At 43.2% G+C, this 18,829-nt stretch carries 14 protein-coding genes; 9 read left to right on the top strand and 5 right to left on the bottom strand.

Annotation, left to right across the window (positions count from 1 at the left end; genetic code table 11):
* Window positions 1-201: 201 nt before the first annotated feature.
* Window positions 202-1,860, top strand: a complete 1,659-nt coding sequence (locus B5D77_RS04625) for an IS1634 family transposase (RefSeq protein WP_104395285.1) — start codon at window positions 202-204, stop codon at window positions 1,858-1,860.
* Between the two features lie 984 nt (window positions 1,861-2,844).
* Complete coding sequence (gene ppk1, locus B5D77_RS04615) at window positions 2,845-5,013, top strand: polyphosphate kinase 1 (RefSeq protein WP_106908366.1); 2,169 nt, start codon at window positions 2,845-2,847, stop codon at window positions 5,011-5,013.
* A gap of 295 nt (window positions 5,014-5,308) precedes the next feature.
* Here the strand turns inward: ppk1 and B5D77_RS04610 are convergent, their stop codons facing one another.
* Window positions 5,309-7,033, bottom strand: a complete 1,725-nt coding sequence (locus B5D77_RS04610; protein ID WP_106908365.1) for a diflavin flavoprotein — start codon at window positions 7,031-7,033, stop codon at window positions 5,309-5,311.
* A gap of 199 nt (window positions 7,034-7,232) precedes the next feature.
* On the opposite strand from B5D77_RS04610, the gene murJ reads away from it, so the two are divergent.
* Window positions 7,233-8,942 (top strand): murein biosynthesis integral membrane protein MurJ, encoded by a 1,710-nt coding sequence (murJ, locus tag B5D77_RS04605; RefSeq protein WP_172456670.1) that lies wholly within the window; start codon window positions 7,233-7,235, stop codon window positions 8,940-8,942.
* A 224-nt stretch (window positions 8,943-9,166) separates the two neighbouring features.
* Here murJ and B5D77_RS04600 read toward each other — a convergent pair whose 3' ends face one another.
* The 3 genes from B5D77_RS04600 to B5D77_RS04585 form a co-directional block, all read right to left on the bottom strand.
* A complete protein-coding gene (locus B5D77_RS04600; protein ID WP_106908363.1) occupies window positions 9,167-9,817 on the bottom strand; it encodes a hypothetical protein in 651 nt (216 codons plus the stop codon).
* 430 nt (window positions 9,818-10,247) lie between these two features.
* A complete protein-coding gene (hisS, locus tag B5D77_RS04590; protein WP_106908361.1) occupies window positions 10,248-11,528 on the bottom strand; it encodes a histidine--tRNA ligase in 1,281 nt (426 codons plus the stop codon).
* A 20-nt stretch (window positions 11,529-11,548) separates the two neighbouring features.
* Window positions 11,549-13,459, bottom strand: coding sequence for a heavy metal translocating P-type ATPase (locus B5D77_RS04585; RefSeq protein ID WP_106908360.1), 1,911 nt, complete (start codon window positions 13,457-13,459; stop codon window positions 11,549-11,551).
* Window positions 13,460-13,983: 524 nt separating this feature from the next.
* On the opposite strand from B5D77_RS04585, the gene B5D77_RS04580 reads away from it, so the two are divergent.
* The 5 genes from B5D77_RS04580 to B5D77_RS04565 all read left to right on the top strand — a co-directional run bounded on the left by B5D77_RS04580 (window position 13,984) and on the right by B5D77_RS04565 (window position 17,012).
* Window positions 13,984-14,190 carry a type II toxin-antitoxin system HicB family antitoxin gene (locus B5D77_RS04580; RefSeq protein ID WP_008198193.1) on the top strand — a complete coding sequence of 69 codons (207 nt, stop codon included), beginning with the start codon at window positions 13,984-13,986 and terminating at the stop codon, window positions 14,188-14,190.
* 2 nt (window positions 14,191-14,192) lie between these two features.
* Window positions 14,193-14,420 carry a type II toxin-antitoxin system HicA family toxin gene (locus tag B5D77_RS04575; RefSeq protein ID WP_008198191.1) on the top strand — a complete coding sequence of 76 codons (228 nt, stop codon included), beginning with the start codon at window positions 14,193-14,195 and terminating at the stop codon, window positions 14,418-14,420.
* A 116-nt stretch (window positions 14,421-14,536) separates the two neighbouring features.
* Complete coding sequence (locus B5D77_RS04570; protein ID WP_106908359.1) at window positions 14,537-16,423, top strand: tetratricopeptide repeat protein; 1,887 nt, start codon at window positions 14,537-14,539, stop codon at window positions 16,421-16,423.
* A 114-nt stretch (window positions 16,424-16,537) separates the two neighbouring features.
* The gene (locus B5D77_RS27630) at window positions 16,538-16,663 is read left to right on the top strand and encodes a hypothetical protein (protein ID WP_002780589.1); all 126 of its coding nucleotides are present in this window, start codon (window positions 16,538-16,540) and stop codon (window positions 16,661-16,663) included.
* Window positions 16,664-16,733: 70 nt separating this feature from the next.
* Window positions 16,734-17,012: a UPF0175 family protein gene (locus tag B5D77_RS04565; RefSeq protein WP_002797556.1), complete on the top strand. Its 279-nt coding sequence runs from the start codon at window positions 16,734-16,736 to the stop codon at window positions 17,010-17,012.
* Between the two features lie 148 nt (window positions 17,013-17,160).
* Here the strand turns inward: B5D77_RS04565 and fabI are convergent, their stop codons facing one another.
* Complete coding sequence (gene fabI / locus B5D77_RS04560) at window positions 17,161-17,937, bottom strand: enoyl-ACP reductase FabI (RefSeq protein WP_002760333.1); 777 nt, start codon at window positions 17,935-17,937, stop codon at window positions 17,161-17,163.
* Window positions 17,938-18,151: 214 nt separating this feature from the next.
* Between fabI and ntcA the strand changes: the two genes are divergently transcribed.
* Window positions 18,152-18,829, top strand: coding sequence for a global nitrogen regulator NtcA (gene ntcA / locus B5D77_RS04555; protein WP_002793163.1), 678 nt, complete (start codon window positions 18,152-18,154; stop codon window positions 18,827-18,829).

Here is an 18,829-nt window from a genome sequence, read left to right as displayed (position 1 = left end):
TATAGCATTAAAAGGGGTATGGAGCGAGAAAGAGAAAATTCAAGAGAAAAAAATAATTGTTCAGAAAACAAGAAATAATTGATTACAATAAGTAGTCGTGCAAAATTAATTTCCTAGTGAAGATAGGCAAGAGGCAAGAGCGGGGTTAGATATGTGTAATTAATTTTGCTTAGGTACTTAGAAGTAGTGGAGGAATCTGTTGTGAAATTAAAACCCCAAGAAATAGAAATTCAGAACATAGACCATCTAGGGATAGTGGCAGGAATAATAGACTCAATCGGAATAGTAGAAATAATAAACGAATTGATAGGAGTCGAAAAAGACGAAAAAGTAAATGCAGGTCAAGTAGTAAAAGCCATGATAATCAACGGGTTAGGATTTGTTTCCAAACCCTTATATATGTTTCCCGAATATTTTGAAACAATCGCCTGTGAACATCTAATAGGAACAGGAGTAAAACCAGAATATCTCAACGACGATAAATTGGGGAGAGTCATGGATAAACTATTTATAAAAGGATTAGATACAATATTTTTCATCATCGCAGTAAAAGCCGCCCAAAAATTTGGAGTATCACTATCAACATCACATCTAGACTCATCATCAATCCACGTACATGGGCAGTATAACACTAGCTTACCAGAAGTAATATTTGAGAATCAAAAAATAGGAAATAACCAAGAATTAGAAGAAATAGCAGTAAAATCACCAAAAGAAATAACCATCACTTATGGTTATTCTCGTGACCATCGGCCGGACTTAAAACAGTTCATCATAGAAATGATATGTTCAGGAGATGGAGACATCCCAATATTTTTGAAACTAGCATCAGGAAACCAAGCAGACTCATCATGTTTTGGTCAAATAGCAGTAGAATATCACAAACAATTAGAAGTTAATAGTCTCATGGTTGCTGACTCTGCCTTATATACAGAATCAAACCTGAAAATGATGTCAGATTTACAGTGGTTATGTCGAGTACCATTAAGCATAAAAGCAGCAAAATCATTAATATCAACAATACCAGAATCAGAATTTATTGATAGTACAATACCAGGATATAAATTAGTATCAAAAACCGAAAATTATGCAGGAATAGAACAAAGATGGTTAGTAGTACAAAGTCAAGAAAGAAGAGAATCAGACCTGCGTAAACTAACCCAAAAAATTACCAAAGCCGAATCAAAAGCGGTTCTTGATTTGAAAAAGTTATCACAAGAGAGATTTGCTTGTGAAGCAGATGCTATCAAGGCATTATCAAAATTATCAACCCAGTTCAAATATCACCAAATTAACGAAAGTAAGGTTACTCCAGCCAAATCTAATAAAAAAGATTCTCTAAATGAAATATCCTACCAAATATCAGCTACAGTCTGCCAGGATGAAAGTAAAATTAATACAGAATTGCTGAGTGCAGGATGTTTTATTATTGCTACGAATGTTTTAGATTCACAGGAACTTAGTGATGATTCTATGCTCAGGGAATATAAAGCTCAACAATCATGTGAACGGGGGTTTGGTTTTCTCAAAGACCCATTATTTTTTGCCGATAGTATTTTCCTTAAAAGTCCTGAGAGAATAGAGTCTATGGGAATGATTATGGGTTTATGTCTCTTGGTTTATACATTGGCTCAACGTCAAATTAGAAATGCTCTGAAAGAGTCTAAATCAACAATTAAAAATCAATTAGGTAAAGCAACTAATTCCCCTACTTTACGCTGGATTTTTCAATGCTTTCATTGTATTCATTTGATTACACTTAATCAGGAGGAACATATTTCTAATTGGAATAAGGACAGAGATTTTATCTTGCGTCTTTTACCAGATGATTGTTTACGTTACTATCAATTAGCCACCTAATTATTATCTCTATCAATTTAATTTCTATGAGTGAACATGAGCTAATATCTTTGATTTATAGCTCCACTTTACTATGTCTATAATTTAGTTTTTTACTTTAATTGATTAGTCTAAATTATGATTTATCTCTTGGATTTCTTCTTTTATTTATCTGTTGACTCCTCTAGGTGGTGTTAATTCTTATTGCTCCTTATTGAGAATAGGTTTTGATGCCATTTTTGGTGCTTTACTGTTTCTCAAATGCCTTTTTTCGCTCCTTATGTTTATTTTTATGCTCACTTTGATTTTTTCTCTCCGTAATTTCTCTCTGTGACAGCTTAGGGTGCGGAATGTGGGTTAAAAAAGAAGACTTGGAAAGAGACTTAAGATTAGCTTATGAGTTATCTTATTTTTATCAAACACAAATATATCAACTAATGGTCAATTGGCAATCTAATCATCATCCTTATAAAATATTGGCTCTCCCAGCTTTGGTGGGTAAAATGTATTCTAAGATACATTTCTCAAGAGCGAGGGGGTGGAACGAACCACAAAGACACAAAGGACACAAAGATCGATCGATCCTATGTCAATTAAACTTATCACACAGAACCTAGAAGAGCCAAATATTCTGATTCGGATTAGATTATTGCCTGAACTTGGAGATGATATATTCAACAAGTCAGATCGGCTCGACTTTGTGTTATAATCAAGGTAAGGCTTTAAAGACGATATTCTCAGCAAATTATGCCTATTGTTCTTACTGCTACTCTAATTTCACCGAAAGATTAATTTAACCTTGATCTGTCGGGACTGATTTCTTAACCTTTTAATAAATTGATTTTTTCCCTAGTCAGGCTAGAATCAGTAGCATTAGCATCCAAGATAATCGGGGTAACTTGGCTTAATCTGGGGTAGTATGGCCAAAAACGCCCAAAATAGTCAAATTTAGGCTGAAGTGGCTTCTTACTAACTGTTTAATCTATTATTTAGGTATTAGACTCTATGGCTAAAGCGTCCACCGTAACTTCCGAAGTCGATCTTAAAGATTCGCAATATTACTTTAACCGAGAATTAAGCTGGTTAGAATTTAATCATCGCGTGCTTTATGAGGCACTTGATCCTCGGACTCCCCTACTAGAAAGATTAAAATTTACCGCCATTTTTTGTGCCAATCTCGACGAATTTTTTATGGTACGGGTGGCAGTTCTTAAACAACAGGTAGAGGCAAATGTAGCCGTTTTAAGTGCCGATGGCCGGACTGCCTCGGAACAGCTAACCGAGATAAGTAACCGTCTGCGTCCCCTTGTGCAACAGCAGGATCATCTTTTTGAACACACCCTGAAAAACCTCTTAGTAGAACAGGGAATTCATCTGATTAACTATGTGGATTTGCATCAAGAACAGCGCAATTATCTCCATGATTACTTTGAACAAAATATTTTCCCGGTTTTAACTCCCCTGGCGGTGGATCCTAGTCATCCTTTTCCCTATATTTCTAATCTCAGTCTCAATTTAGCCGTAGTTGTTCGCGATCCCGACACCGATAAAGAACTATTTGCCAGGGTGAAAGTGCCGCAGGTTTTCCCCCGTTTTCTGGCATTATCCAAGGAATTACGCCACCAAGACGGAAAAGCTTCGATTTGGACGGGAGTACCCCTTGAACAGGTGGTAATGCACAATTTAGAGGCACTTTTCCCCGGCATGATCATTCAAGAATGTTATCCTTTTCGGGTGACACGCAACGCCGATATCTCCGTCGAAGAAGATGAGGCCGATGATTTATTATTAGCGATCGAGGAAGAAGTCCGCAAGCGCCGCATTGGTAAATCGGCAGTACGTCTGGAAATTCACAGTTCTACCCCTAGCAATATTAAAAACCGGATCATGCGCGATCTCGGACTTGAGGAGATCGATGTTTACGATGTGGATGGAATGCTGGGACACAAGGATTTATTTTATTTTCTGTCCTTACCCTGTCCCGAACTGAAAGATCCGCCTTGGAATCCCGTCACCCCACCGGTTTTACAGGGATTGCGAGAAATAGTTGACGGTAACGAAGACGGGATACTAGAACAGGATGGCGAAGATATTTTTACTTTAATTCGCAATAACGATATTCTCGTTCATCACCCTTACCATTCCTTTAGTGCCTCAGTACAACAGTTTATCGCCCAGGCTGCCCATGATGCCCATGTTTTAGCGATTAAAATGACTTTGTATCGTACTTCCGGAGATTCCCCGATTGTCAATTCCCTGATTGCGGCGGCGGAAAATGGCAAACAGGTAGCGGCGTTAGTGGAACTAAAAGCACGCTTTGATGAGGAAAATAACATTACTTGGGCGAAAAAGCTCGAACAAGCCGGAGTTCACGTTGTTTATGGCTTAGTTGGTCTCAAAACCCATACGAAAGTGGTTCTCGTGGTCAGAAAAGAAGGGGATAAAATCCGTCGTTATTTCCATATTGGCACGGGTAATTATAACCCAAAAACAGCTAAATTATACACTGATTTGGGTTTACTTAGCTGTCGCGAGGATTTGGGGGCAGATATCACCGATTTATTTAACTTTCTGACCGGATACTCCCGTCAGCAATCCTATCGCAAACTTTTAATTGCTCCCGTGAGTTTGCGAAAACGGATGTTAGCAATGATTGAGCGCGAGGCCAAAAACTGTAAAAATGGGGGTACGGGGCGCATTGTGGCAAAAATGAACTCTATTGTCGATAAACCGATTATAGAAGCCTTATACGCCGCTTCTCGTGCTGGTGTGCAGATTGACTTAATTATTCGTGGGATCTGTTGTTTACGGCCCGGATTGCCGGAAGTGAGCGAAAATATCCGAGTAATTAGCATTATCGGCCGCTTTTTGGAACATTCCCGCATTTTTTACTTCTACAATGGTGGTCAGGAGGAGGTTTATATTGGTAGCGCCGATTGGATGACGCGGAACCTGACTCGTCGCGTGGAAGCAGTGACACCCATTGATGACCCAGCGATCGCCAAAGAACTGGAAGAAATTCTCGGCATCATGTTGTCAGATAACCGGCAAGCATGGGAATTACAATCCGATGGCAGTTATATTCAGCGTCGTCCTGCCAACCAGGGACAGGAAAGCAGTACCCATGTAATTTTAATGGAAAAAGCCCTTAAATCTGCGGGGGTTAGTCAATAGGAACAGTGATCAGTTATCAGTGATCAGTTATCAGTTATCAGTTATCAGTTATCAGTTATCAGTTATCAGTGGGTAAGTAATCAGTGATCAGATGTGATACTAAATCCGGTTATTAAAAACTGATTATCTATTGCTCCTTTTGCCTATTGCAAGAGTGCCTATTGCCTCTCCTGATATGTAGCCTATACTCAACGGATTTAGTATGACTAACTGGTTGAGAGGTTAAACCATCTCAAAAGCTGAGAGCAAGCATCTTGATCTGTATTTTCTCAACCAGTCAAATCAAGCAAGAATCCTAATAATAATTACCGACTTTGCGATGGTGAACAGCCGTTAAACTATCAGGTTTAGAAACGCGACCATCGGTGACTTTATTGTAAACAATCCAGTGGTCAGCACATTCCATACGACTAACTACCTCACATTCTAAATAAGCGAGAGCATCGGCTAAAATTGGGGAACCATTATTAGCGGTGCGAGTATTGACTCCTGCAAAACGATCTTCCCCAGGTCCGAAACGTTTTAAAAAGTGTTTCATCAGGGTTTGATAATTGCCTTCTTCCAGAATATTTAAAATGAATTGATCCCCCACTTGCATTAAAGACTCGATCGCCCGATCTTTGGCCACAGCAACGGTAAAACCGGGAGGATCAAAACTTGCTTGCGTCACCCAAGAAGCGACCATTGCTCCGCTTCTGTCTCCTTTCTTGGTGGTGATAATATATAGACCACCGCTAATCCGTCCGATGGCTTTATCAAGGTCAGTATCGAGGGATTTTCTTTGTTTAACTTTTACCTCTTGGGTTAATAGTTGTCCCATATCTGTTCCTGCTTCTTCACAGCGTTGATAGAGACTCTCGTTAGGAGTTTCCGCGCTACGAATGGGATCAAAAGCTTTGGTTAAACCAACTTCACGAAACTTATTAAATAGAGGTAAAATTGATTCATCATCACCCCCTTGAGATTCAAACATTCCGATATATTGTTTGGGGTTAACCGAGGCGAGAATTGTGCCTAGATTTCCCGTAATTTCTTGGGCATTAATACCAGAAACGGGGGGAGTACCGATGACGATTCCCACCGCAGAAGAAGCTAATTCTTTTACCTCTTGGGGATCGGCGGATTTCAGGTCTAAAGTTTCTACAGCCACACCGGTTTTAGTAATACCTTTGGCCAGGGATTGACAGAGGCGATCGCTATAACCATAGTCGGAAATATAGAAAACAGCGACGGTTTTTTCTCCCTTAGTTTGTGCCTGACTCCAATCACGATAATGGTTCAATAATTCGGTAATATTATGTTTTAATAGCGGTCCATGACCATTAGCCACGAGATTAATATTACCCAGGGGTTCCATCCGTTTCATCGCCGCTAGTACGGAACGAGCATTAGGAGCCATTAAACATTCATAATAGAAACGATAATCCGGTTCAATAACACTTAATTGCTCATCGTAAAGATCATCGGAACAGTAGTGCATTCCGAAGGCATCACAGGTAAATAAAATTCCCGAACCGTGATCGTAGGTAAAAATAGTATCGGGCCAATGTAAATTAGGAGCGTTAACAAATTCGAGAATGTGACCGTTGCCTAGGTCTAACTGATCGCCATTTTTGACCAGTTGACGTTGAAAGGGATGATGAACTAAATTCTCTAAAAACTGAATTGCTACTTTCGCCCCAACGACGGTAATATTGGGAGCGAGTTGCAATATATCTCTGACTAACCCACTGTGATCGGGTTCGGTATGACTGATAATTAAATAATCGATTTCTTGGGGGTTAATTAATCCGTTGAGGCTATCAAAATATAGTTGACGGAATTTTTCGTGGGAGGTATCCACCAGGGCGATTTTTTCCCCACGAATCAGATAGGAGTTATAAGTCGTACCGTTTTGTAATCCGAATTCAATATCGAAGCGATCGCGATCCCAATCGAGGGAACGAATAGCGGTGGTGTCTGCGCTGAGATTGGCCACCTGCACGGTGAGACGTTTTGTTTTGACTGGTGTAGCAACCATCGAACCTCTCCTTATTGTTAAGTTTTTTATACTTTGTCTCTATTGTGCCACGAGGAAATAAGGTATGGGGATTTATTTTCTCAATAATTACTGAGAACAGTTATCTTAATGCTCAGATGGGAGTCGAGCGTCGATACCGAATTAGCTTATACTTCATATTTATGAGAAAAGCTCTCTAGGGGTCTGTGCGGGAAAATGGCTGTTATACAGTCCAGTCAAGTTAAATTTTCCAACTAGAGAGCGCTTTTCTCCTGGAACACAGAAACGGGTAGAATCGATCAATGCAGTTGTTTTCTTTCGAGGTGTCATCATTACTAAGAAAGCTACCCGTTCCTTAGCCGGTATTGCTGGAATTGTCGCCGTTGCCACCTTAATCAGTAAGGTTTTTGGTTTGGTCCGCGAACAGGTAATCGCCGCTGCCTACGGTGTTGGGCCAGTGGTGAACGCCTACGCTTTTGCCTACGTTATCCCCGGTTTTCTGTTAATTCTCCTCGGTGGCATTAACGGCCCCTTTCATAGCGCTTTGGTCAGTGTTTTGGCCAAAAGAGATAAATCCGAGTCCGCGCCGATTGTCGAGACTGTCACCACCCTAGTCAGCGCGATTTTATTAGCTGTCACCGTCTTTTTAATCGTTTTTGCCAATATTTTTATCGATGTTCTCGCCCCCGGTTTAGATGCCGCCACCCGCAGCATGGCCATTCAACAACTGCAAATTATGGCCCCCATGGCGGTTTTAGCCGGTTTAATCGGCATCGGTTTCGGTACTCTCAACGCGGCGGACCAATACTGGCTACCGAGTCTCAGTCCGCTTTTTTCCAGTGTGGCGGTGATTATCGGGGTGGGTTTGCTGGCCTGGTCACTTGGCGATCGCATTGATAATCCGCAATACATTCAACTAGGGGGTTTTGTCCTCGCCGGCGGTACTCTCATCGGGGCGATCTGGCAATGGTTGGCACAAGTGGGCGCACAAGTCAAGGCAGGTTTAGGAAAATTAACATTTCGTTGGGATTGGCGGATACCGGGGGTGTCGGAGGTGTTGCGGGTGATGATTCCGGCGACCTTATCTTCGGGAATGTTGCATATTAACGTTTATACTGACCTCTTTTTTGCTTCTTTTATCGAAAATGCCGCCGCTTCCATGCGTTACGCCAGTTTTATCGTTCTCACGCCCTTGGGCATCATGTCCAACATGATTCTCGTGCCGTTTATGCCGATATTTTCTCGACTGACGGAACCGGAAAATTGGGGAGAATTGAAGCAAAGAATCCGTCAGGGTTTATTATTGACGGCTTTAACCATGTTACCCTTCACCGCTATCTTTATCGCCCTCGCTTTCCCTGTAGTGCGGGTTATCTATCAACGGGGTGCCTTTAATCTGGCTGCCTCGGAACAGGTGGTTCCCGTATTAATGGCCTACGGTTTCGGGATGTTTTTCTATCTCGGTCGCGATGTTTTAGTACGAGTGTTCTATGCTTTGGGTGATGGCGAAACTCCTTTTAAGGTGAGTATGGTAAATATTTTTCTCAATGGTGCGCTGGATTTCCTCTTGTATAAACCTTTTGGTACTCCGGGGATTGTTTTAGCAACCGTGGGGGTTAATATCATTTCTATGGGCATTTTTACGGTGATTTTAAATCGTCGTTTAGGGGGTTTACCCTTGGGAGAATGGGGTTTATCCTTATTGGGATTAACGGTAATTACAATGCTTTCTGGTGTTGCTAGTTGGGGAGCTAGTTGGGGTTGGGAAAAGGTTTTCGGTGCTGGTAATATTTTCTTGCAATTATTACAGTTGGGTTTGGCCTCGACCGTAGCGGTGGGTTTATTCCTCCTCGGTGCGATGTTATTAAAGTTACCAGAATTAGACCTGTTAATCTCGCGAGTTCGTCAGAAGTTCTTGAAAAAATCTTAGGTTTAAGTTGCTGCCTCACCTCATCATTACATAGGGTTTGCTGAAAAAGTTTTTTCTGGGTGTAGGGTGTAGGGTTTTACAGATTTTCATCTGGTCAATTATCTAATTTTCAGGGAAAAAGTACCTGAATTTTCCCCCCAATCACTCCAAGGGTCGGCACTTTTTGATGGGCAAAAGGTCTAAAAGTTTTACCCAACAAGGTTTTCACATTTATTCAGCAAACCCTATTTATTTTTAGGAATTGGGGGAAGTTGCGGTGATTTTCGGCGAGAATTAGAACCGGATATTTTCGGTGGTAAAGGTGCAGAATTGCGATTAGATAAACTTTGAAGGCTCTTTTTCATATTAGCAGGTTCCGGCAGTTCTAGAGTTACCCCTTCTCTAGCAGTCATTGTTTCCTCTGGTAGGCATAAATCAAAAACAAAGGCAGAATTATTAGTTAAATCAGCCAATTCTAATTTTACCATCTCTGGAGAGGATTCTTGTACTAATAAAGGTTCAATTTCGGTCTTAATTAACTGTTCTAATTGAGCCAGATAATTGATCTTAACAGGAGTAACAATTAAAGTTAACATTTCTTGCCAACCTTGCCCCCCCAATTCTGCCAGAATATCCCCATAACAGCGAATTTTCCAGCTACCTATTCCCAAATCTCGATAGGAAAAAATTTCTAGCCAACCCCCGGCATCCGATCGATAATAATGGGTATATCGTTCGCTACTTTCGGGAGATTCGTAATCGATACGCACTTCAATATGAGCAAAAGGAGAATCCAGACGGGCCAAGAGACGATAGTTTCCCGAGACAATTTCTAGAGAATTATTAGAAATTGTGCGTCCGTGATTCTCCCCTTGTTTTTGCAGTATAAATTCCATAGTCTTAGCCTAGGCCTAATGTTTGGCCTCTTAGGTTTGGTGGGTAAAATGTATTCTAGGATACAGTCCCGCCAGCGAGCGAGTGGGCTGCATCTCACATTTGCAGGAATACCGACAATCAGCAATTATCAGTGACTCTTAGATGATGACAAATGTATCAGCAGCTGCGTGTAAGCATCCCACCGAAAAACTAATGCGCGGGGGGTTTGGGGGCGGCGCCACGCCCCCAACGGGGGGTTTGGGGGGTAGAACCCCCCAAAAGCCTGGATTGAGTGGTAAAATCAGAAACAACGTCCGATTTTAGCAGAGGGTTTCCCCGTAAAAATCCCAATTGGTAGATTTACAAAAATGAGATGCACCCAGCGAGTAGAACTAACCACAAAGGACACAAAGAACAAGAGAGCCTAATGTTTGGCCATGACGCTAAAACTTAGGATTTGTGCCGGGAGATTTGCGCTTTTAATTCCCTTGCTTGTGTCAATAAATCCGCTTGGGTTAGACTAATTTGTTCTTGGGTGGCCATCCATTTCAGTTGTACCGTGCCATTTTCAGCCTCAGCATCCCCCAAAATTATACAGCCCACGGCCTTAGCTCGATCAGCCCGTTTAAATTGTTTTCCGAAAGCGCTGCCGCTTAAGTCTAACTCGACGCTAAACCCCAATCCGCGTAATTGCTGCGCTAACACCACACTGCGGGCCTCAGCTTTTTCTCCTTTGGAGACGAGATAAAAATCGGGAACCAAAAAAGATAAAGATTGCTTTTGTTGTAATAATATAATCAGACGTTCTAAACCGATCGCCCAACCCACTGCTGGCGTGTCTAGACCGCCTAATTGAGTTATTAAACCATCATAACGACCACCACCGCAAACCGTAGCTTGAGCGCCTAAATCATCGGACTGAATTTCAAAGGCCGTATGGGTGTAATAGTCCAATCCTCGGACTAAACAGGGATTAAGATTATAGATAACTCCCAAATCGGTTAGTAAAGATTGCACCCGTTCAAAATGCTTTTGAGAATCACTACTGAGATGTTCAAGAATACTGGGGGCATTCTTACAGATAATCTTGGTTTTTTCGTCCTTACTATCCAAAATTCGCAGGGGATTTTTTTCTAATCTCTGTTGAGAATCCGCGTCTAAATCAGCTTTGTAGGGAGTCAAATAATCTAGCAAGGCCTGACGATAATTTTGCCTATCTTGGGCATTTCCCAGGGAATTAATATCTAATTTTAGGTTTTCTAGCCCCACAGCTTTTAATATCTCGCTGGCAAGGGTAATTACTTCCACATCCGCCCTAGGGTCATCACTTCCCAACAATTCGACCCCGATTTGATGAAACTGTCGCTGCCTACCCGCTTGCGGACGTTCATAACGAAACATCGGCCCCTTATACCAGAGTCTTTGTACTCCTCCGGCGGCCTGTAATTTGTGTTCAATATAGGCGCGAACGACCCCAGCCGTTCCCTCCGGTCGCAAAGTCAGGGAACGTTGACCGCGATCAAGGAAAGTGTACATTTCTTTACCTACCACGTCCGTCGCTTCCCCGATACCCCGTTCAAAAAGTTGCGTCTGTTCAAAAATGGGAGTTCGTATCTCTTGATACAGCGCAGTCCCTAAAATTCTGCTGGCAGTTTCCTCTAACCACTGCCAGTAACCGACCTCCGCCGGTAAAATATCTTTTGTGCCTCGGATTGCCTGGATTTCGCCCATAGTTCTCTGTATTTTTATCCCTATTTGAACAATCTTAAACCGCTTAGAGTCACTAATACCGTCGATCCTTCATGACCGATGACACCAAGAGGTAAAGTTATATCACCGGCAAAATTGGCTATTAGCAATATGCCGATAAACGCGAGGGCGAAGGTGATATTCTGTTTAACGATGCGATTGGCACGACGACCAAGGTTAATCGCGCTGGGAATTTTGGCTAAATTATCGGACATAAGGATAATATCGGCCGTTTCCAAGGCCACATCACTACCAGCTTTTCCCATGGCAATCCCCACATTAGCCATAGCTAAAGCGGGCGCGTCATTAATGCCATCCCCCACCATAGCGACAGTGTGATATTTTTCTTGCAGATTTTGGATAACGGTTAACTTATCTTCGGGCAGTAAATCAGCGTAAACCTCCTCAATACCGAGTTTTTCCGCAACTTTATCGGCACTTTGTTGATTATCACCCGTAATTAAAACGATATGTTCGATACCGATCTTTTTTAGCTGCTTCACCAGATTAACTGCCGATTCCCGCAGGCTATCGGCTACAGCGATCGCACCAAGTATCTGATTCTCTTGTACTACCCAGACGAGGGTTTTACCTTCTTTTTGTAAACGTTCGCGGATAGCTAGGATATTCTGGTCAAGATCAGCAATATGGTCACGAATATAGGCAAAATTGCCCACAGATACCGACTTATCGGCAATTTTTCCCGTGATACCCCGTCCCGATACCGCTTGCACCTGATTAGCACTGAAGAAATTTATACCACGTTCCCTGGCTGTGGCGGTAATAGCAGACCCGATGGGATGTTCCGAACAGGATTCTAGGGATGCAGCCACCGCTAACACCTCATTTTCGCTGACTGCATGGATAGGGATAATTTCCACCACTTGCAACTTACCAAGGGTGAGAGTGCCGGTTTTATCAAAAGCGATCGCTCGTATGCGGCCGATCATCTCCAATCTTGCGCCATTTTTGAATAAAATCCCCTGTTTTGCCCCGTTAGCGATACCCGATAACAAAGCTGGCATAATCGAGGCCATTAAAGCACAGGGAGAAGCCACCACGAGAAAAATTAAGGCCCGATAGATAGTGGTTTCCCAGGTCCAACCCCAGAGAAAAGGCGGTAAAATCCCGAAAATTAAGCCCAAAATCACGATAATTTTCGCATAACCTCGCTCGAAACCTTCGATAAACTCTTGGGAGGGAGGGGATTCATTTTGTGCCTTTTCTACCAAACGAATCACCCTCTCAATTAAGCGACTTTCGGGGGGAGTTTCCACCTTTAAACGTAGCACTCCCGCACCGTTGAGAGTTCCCGCAAAGACTTCTTCACCGATGGTTTTATCCACGGGAAGGGATTCTCCGGTAATTGGCGCTTGATTGATGGGACTGTTTCCCTCCATAATAATGCCGTCAATGGGGATTAATTCACCCGGTTTGACCAAAACTGTGTCCCCTATCCGTAATTGCTTGATAGGAACCTCTTTTTCCCTGTCTCCCGTGATTAATCTAGCAGTATCGGGGGTCATGGCCATGAGAGAACGAATATTGCGATCGGTTTTTGCCATGGCAATCTGTTCTAATGCGCCACTAATGGCGAAAATCAGGATTAAAATGGCTCCATCGATGATGAGATAGTAATTACTGTCCCAGAGTCCCAAAATCGCCGCCCCCAAGGCCGCTACAATCATTAACAGGTCCACATCCAGTTCTTTTTCCTCCCATAAAGTCGTCAATCCTGCTTGGGTACTCTCGTATCCTCCCACCAGATATGCGATCGCTAGTAGGATAAAAGCCGGGCCGATCAGATTAAGGTGTAGGCATAACCAACCAAAAAAGACTAAAATAGCGCAAATTCCCGCGGCAACTGCCGAGGAATACTCAGACAACCAAGAGGACGAGATACTCTGAATCATGGATCGATGGCAATTACTTTTCTCCCCATTCTAGAAAAAATTGGATCGATGCAGAAAACCCCTATGTGGTATTCACCGGTGCGAAGGCTCTCTTAGGTTTGCTGGTTAAAATGTATTCTAAGATACAGTCCTGCTGGCGAGGGAGTGGAAGGAACCACAGAGGCACAAAGGACACAAAGATCGATCACTACATTCAGTTAAACTGATCAGACAAAGAAGAGTGGAAGGAACCACAGAGGCACAAAGGACACAAAGATCGATCACTACATTCAGTTAAACTGATCAGACAAAGAAGAAGAGAGCCGTGCGAGTTACGAGGAAGCGGAAAATTGGCTACTAGAGGACGAATTTGAACCGGTAGAGGGACGACTTTCGGCAGTAGAGATATAATTTCCTGATCTTCCTTTCCGCTTTTCTTCAAAACCCTGATTCTGTATGCTGTTTAGCAAGAATTAGCGATCGCCGCTTAACCAACTCAGGCCCTAATAGGTAAAATATAACCTGGGAGATTATAGTGAGAAGTTATGAAGTTGACTGTAACACTTGACCGTGACGAAGATGGGGTTTGGGTTGTAGAATGCCCCAGTATTCCGGGTTGTGTCAGCCAAGGTCAAACGAGAGCAGAAGCTCTAGAAAATATCAGAGATGCGATTATCGCTTGCCTTGAAGTTCGTGCAGAACGTGGACTACCGCTCACGATTGAAACTTGTCAAGTAGAGGTAATGGCCTAATCATGTCCTCTGCTCTTCCTGTTCTCAGCGGACGTGAAGTAGTCCGAATATTTGAAACCTTTGGCTGGCAAGTTGCGCGTCAAAGTGCAAGCCATATCATTATGGTTAAGGAGGGTGAACAGGTAACACTCTCTGTTCCTGATCATCGTGAAGTGGCTAAAGGTACGCTTCGTAGTCTTCTTCGTACTGCTGGAATTACTTTACAAGAATTTGTTTCTGGCATGAGATGAACAAACAAGTCGAGGAAGCGGAAAATTGGCTATTAGAGGACGAGTATGAACCCCGAAAGGGACGACTTTCGGCAGTAGAGATATAATTTCCTTATCTTCCTTTCCCCCTTTCTCCGATGCTATCCTTACTAAAAAAGCTCTGGAATTGGCTAAAATCGCTCTTTATTGCCAGTCCGAGGGCAATTAACCCCAAAGAAGTCAAAAATACTCCTCCAGAACCCAGCGATGGGGAATATGAAGGGATATTGATGGGGTTATTCGAGCAGGTGGCGGCGGGAACCACTACCGGCGGGTTACGGGGATGGCTATACAGTCGCCATTGTGACGATAAAAAGCTGGCGCGGTGGTTAGAGGTCAAAAGCGAGGAATGGCTACAGTATCCGGAAGATTATCAAACTTTAGGGCGGAATCTGGCGGCTTTAGGCAAGGTGATGACGGGAAATCTGGGGGAAGTGTCCCAACGGATTAGCCTCCAGTTGCGCGACGCGGTGAGGGATGTTTCCGGTGTGGAGGGGGAAAATCTAGACTCAAAGGAGACGGATTTAACGGAAGTGGTTCAGGATGCCGAATTCTGGTTTGAGCAAGGATACCAGAAAGCAATCAATGGGGATTTTATCGGCGCGATCGCATCCTGGGATCGCGCTTTAGAAATGAAACCCGATTACCATGAAGCTTGGCACAACCGAGGGGTTGCGTTAGGTAATTTAGGCAGATGGGCAGAAGCGATCGCATCTTACGACAAAGCTTTAGAAATTAAACCCGATAAGCATGAAGCTTGGTACGGCCGAGGGTTTGCGTTAGGTAATTTAGGCAGATGGGCAGAAGAGATCGCATCTTACGATCGAGCTTTAGAAATTAAACCCGATAAGCATGAAGCTTGGCACGGCCGAGGGTTTGCGTTAGATGATTTAGGCAGATTGGCAGAAGCGATCGCCTCTTACGATCAAGCTTTAGAAATTAAACCCGATAAGCATGAAGCTTGGAACAACCGAGGGATTGCGTTAAAGAATTTAGGCAGATTAGAAGAAGCGATCGCCTCTTACGATCAAGCTTTAGAAATTAAACCCGATTTCCATCTAGCTTGGACTAACCGGGGGGTTGCGTTAGGTAATTTAGGCAGATGGGCAGAAGCGATCGCATCTTACGACAAAGCTTTAGAAATTAAACCCGATGACCATCAAGCTTGGAACAACCGAGGGGTTGAGTTAGGTAATTTAGGCAGATGGGCAGAAGCGATCGCATCTTACGACAAAGCTTTAGAAATTAAACCCGATAAGCATGAAGCTTGGTACGGCCGAGGGTTTGCGTTAGATGATTTAGGCAGATTGGCAGAAGCGATCGCCTCTTACGATCAAGCTTTAGAAATTAAACCCGATTATCATGAAGCTTGGTACAACCGAGGGAATGCGTTAGGTAATTTAGGCAGATGGGCAGAAGCGATCGCATCTTACGACAAAGCTTTAGAAATTAAACCCGATTTCCATCAAGCTTTGTCCGGCCGAGGGGTTGCGTTAGGTAATTTAGGCAGATGGGCAGAAGCGATCGCCTCTTACGATCAAGCTTTAGAAATTAAACCCGATTATCATCAAGCTTGGTACAACCGAGGGGTTGCGTTAGATGATTTAGGCAGATTTGCAGAAGCGATCGCCTCTTACGATCAAGCTTTAGAAATTAAACCCGATTTCCATCTAGCTTGGACTAACCGGGGGGTTGCGTTAGGTAATTTAGGCAGATGGGCAGAAGCGATCGCCTCTTACGACAAAGCTTTAGAAATTAAACCCGATGACCATCAAGCTTGGTACAACCGAGGGATTGCGTTAAAGAATTTAGGCAGATTAGAAGAAGCGATCGCATCTTACGACAAAGCTTTAGAAATTAAACCCGATGACCATCAAGCTTGGACCAACCGAGGGAATGCGTTAAGGAATTTAGGCAGATGGGCAGAAGCGATCGCCTCTTACTACCAAGCGGTAGCCATTAAATCCGATGACCATCAAGCTTAGTCTGACCGAGGGTGGGCGATTTGTTCTCTGGGTAAAATAGGGCTAGATCAACTAACAGAATACAGCGATCCTTACCATTGGGCAGCCTATACCCTGACTGGACAGGACTAACTTATGGAAATTCCCAAAACAATTATCGATCTTGAAGCGCTGCTAATTGCCCTCGCACAGCAGACTGAACCCTTGCCAGAATATCTACAGCGATCGCTCAAAGAAATTGGACGATTACTAAGGTGTTAGGTTTCATGCTTCAACTCAACCTAAGTTCTATAAAAATTATCGGTAAACCCAAAAAAAAGGAAGCTAAATCATGAAAATTACTATCGATATTCCCGATGAATTGCTTCAACATTACAACTACAATAATCTTACCCGTGAAATTTTAGAGGCTTTGGTGGTGCAGGCCTACCGAGCGGAAAAAATCACCAGTGCCGAGGTCGGAAGTATTTTAGGTCTATCTTCTCGTTGGGTGGTGGATGCTTTTTTGAAAAACCACGATGCCGATTTACATTACAATGAAGTCGATCTAGAGAGCGATCGCAAAACCCTTCAGCAACTTCGCAACAAACACGATCATAGTCTTTTATGATAGTCGTTTCAATTAAATTGAAGATAGATTTCGCCTTTGATACCTCCTTGATCCTAGGGTTGATTCATAGTAGGGTTGATTCATGAATCAACCCTACTACCCTTAATAAGGGGGGCGCTGATGGTTTTTAACACCTACCTACTTAAAACTACATTCCCATAATTTCGTAACCGGAATCTACATAAATAATCTGACCGGTAATACCACTAGCAAGATCACTGGCTAAAAAAGCAGCCGTATTTCCCACTTCAATTTGTGTCACGGTGCGATGTAAAGGAGCGATTTCTTCCACATGATGGATCATATCAAGAATTCCCCCCACGGCCGAAGATGCTAAGGTGCGAATTGGACCGGCGGAAATACCATTAACTCGGATCTTTTGGCCACCTAATTCGGCGGCTAAATAGCGAACACTCATTTCTAAACCAGCTTTTGCCACCCCCATTAAATTATAGTTAGGAATTACCTTGACACCGCCGAGATAGGTAAGAGTGATAATACTTCCCCCTTCCGTCATCAAAGGTTTAGCCGATCGAGCTAGACGGGTTAGGGAAAAAGTGCTAATATCTAGGGATTTAGTGAAAGCTTCCCGAGGGATGGCGGTAAAATCGCCCGTTAAACCCTCTTTATCGGCAAAAGCGAGACAGTGAATCAAAATATCCAGTTTACCCCATTTTTCCGCCACTGTAGCGAAAGTATCTTCTACCTGTTGGTCATTTTGGACATCGCAGGGGACATAAAAAGCGGGATTAAGTTCATCGGCCAATTCTCGCACTTTTTTCTCAAAACGGCCCTTTTCGTCGGGGAGATAGGTGACACCGATATTCGCACCAGCTTGATGGAGTTGTTGGGCAATTCCCCAAGCGATCGAGCGATTATTGGCAATTCCCGTCACTAAGGCGTTTTTTCCCGTTAAATCTAACATAGTTCTCGTTTCTCTTACAAAAATCTCCCCAATAGCCGACCCCAGCGAGATTCGGTATAATAGGGATACAGATAACGGGGCAGCAATGATCACCCCTCCCCCATTGTCTGGCAAAAAGCGCCCAAAACTTTTCCCAGTTTAGGGAGCGGTTATGTTTAATAGAGGTTACACTCGTTGCATAATAAAAACAATTTTCCCCTTTTTTGGATGTGAGATGGACTTATCATTAATACAAGATAAACCCCTAGCAGATGTGTTCCGTCGAATCGGCAGCGGCAATTTCCCCCCGGTGGTGGAGTTGTTCGAGCGTGGCAAAACGATCTTTTTCCCTGGAGATCCCGCTGAAAGAGTCTATTTTTTGCTGAAAGGAGCCGTTAAGTTGTCGCGAGTCTATGAAGCGGGAGAAGAAATTACCGTGGCTCTACTGCGGGAAAATAGCGTCTTTGGTGTGCTATCCTTACTCACCGGCCAGCGATCGGATCGTTTTTATCATGCCGTGGCTTTTACTCCGGTAGAATTACTCTCGGCCCCGATCGATCAGGTAGAAAGGTCCCTCCGCAATAATCCCGATTTATCAATGTTGATGCTGCAGGGGTTGTCCTCGCGGATTCTGCAAACGGAAATGATGATCGAAACCTTAGCTCACCGGGATATGGGTTCACGTTTGGTCAGTTTTTTATTAATTCTCTGTCGTGATTTTGGGGTTCCCACCACCGATGGTATCCGGGTTGATCTAAAATTGTCTCACCAAGCGATCGCAGAAGCGATCGGTTCTACCCGCGTCACTGTCACCCGTTTATTGGGAGAGCTGCGGGATCAAGAAATGGTCTCAATTTACAAGAAGAAAATTACCGTCCATAATCCCGTCGCTCTCAGTCAACAATTTACTTAA

It is taken from the genome of Microcystis sp. MC19, from assembly GCF_003019735.1.
In the GTDB taxonomy this organism is placed as follows: Bacteria; Cyanobacteriota; Cyanobacteriia; order Cyanobacteriales; family Microcystaceae; genus Microcystis.
Note: the sequence above shows the minus strand (reverse complement) of the source record. Positions and strands in the feature narration are given on the sequence as shown.

Bases quoted from the DNA above. Each gene is read 5' to 3' on its own strand.
- B5D77_RS04610 (WP_106908365.1), bottom strand. From the start codon at position 7,033: ATGGTTGCTACACCAGTCAAAACAAAACGTCTCACCGTGCAGGTGGCC.
- fabI (WP_002760333.1), bottom strand. From the start codon at position 17,937: ATGTTAGATTTAACGGGAAAAAACGCCTTAGTGACGGGAATTGCCAAT.
- B5D77_RS04580 (WP_008198193.1), top strand. From the start codon at position 13,984: ATGAAGTTGACTGTAACACTTGACCGTGACGAAGATGGGGTTTGGGTT.
- ppk1 (WP_106908366.1), top strand. From the start codon at position 2,845: ATGGCTAAAGCGTCCACCGTAACTTCCGAAGTCGATCTTAAAGATTCG.
- B5D77_RS04575 (WP_008198191.1), top strand. From the start codon at position 14,193: ATGTCCTCTGCTCTTCCTGTTCTCAGCGGACGTGAAGTAGTCCGAATA.
- B5D77_RS27630 (WP_002780589.1), top strand. From the start codon at position 16,538: ATGGAAATTCCCAAAACAATTATCGATCTTGAAGCGCTGCTAATTGCC.
- B5D77_RS04570 (WP_106908359.1), top strand. From the start codon at position 14,537: ATGCTATCCTTACTAAAAAAGCTCTGGAATTGGCTAAAATCGCTCTTT.
- B5D77_RS04585 (WP_106908360.1), bottom strand. From the start codon at position 13,459: ATGATTCAGAGTATCTCGTCCTCTTGGTTGTCTGAGTATTCCTCGGCA.
- B5D77_RS04565 (WP_002797556.1), top strand. From the start codon at position 16,734: ATGAAAATTACTATCGATATTCCCGATGAATTGCTTCAACATTACAAC.
- ntcA (WP_002793163.1), top strand. From the start codon at position 18,152: ATGGACTTATCATTAATACAAGATAAACCCCTAGCAGATGTGTTCCGT.
- B5D77_RS04600 (WP_106908363.1), bottom strand. From the start codon at position 9,817: ATGGAATTTATACTGCAAAAACAAGGGGAGAATCACGGACGCACAATT.
- hisS (WP_106908361.1), bottom strand. From the start codon at position 11,528: ATGGGCGAAATCCAGGCAATCCGAGGCACAAAAGATATTTTACCGGCG.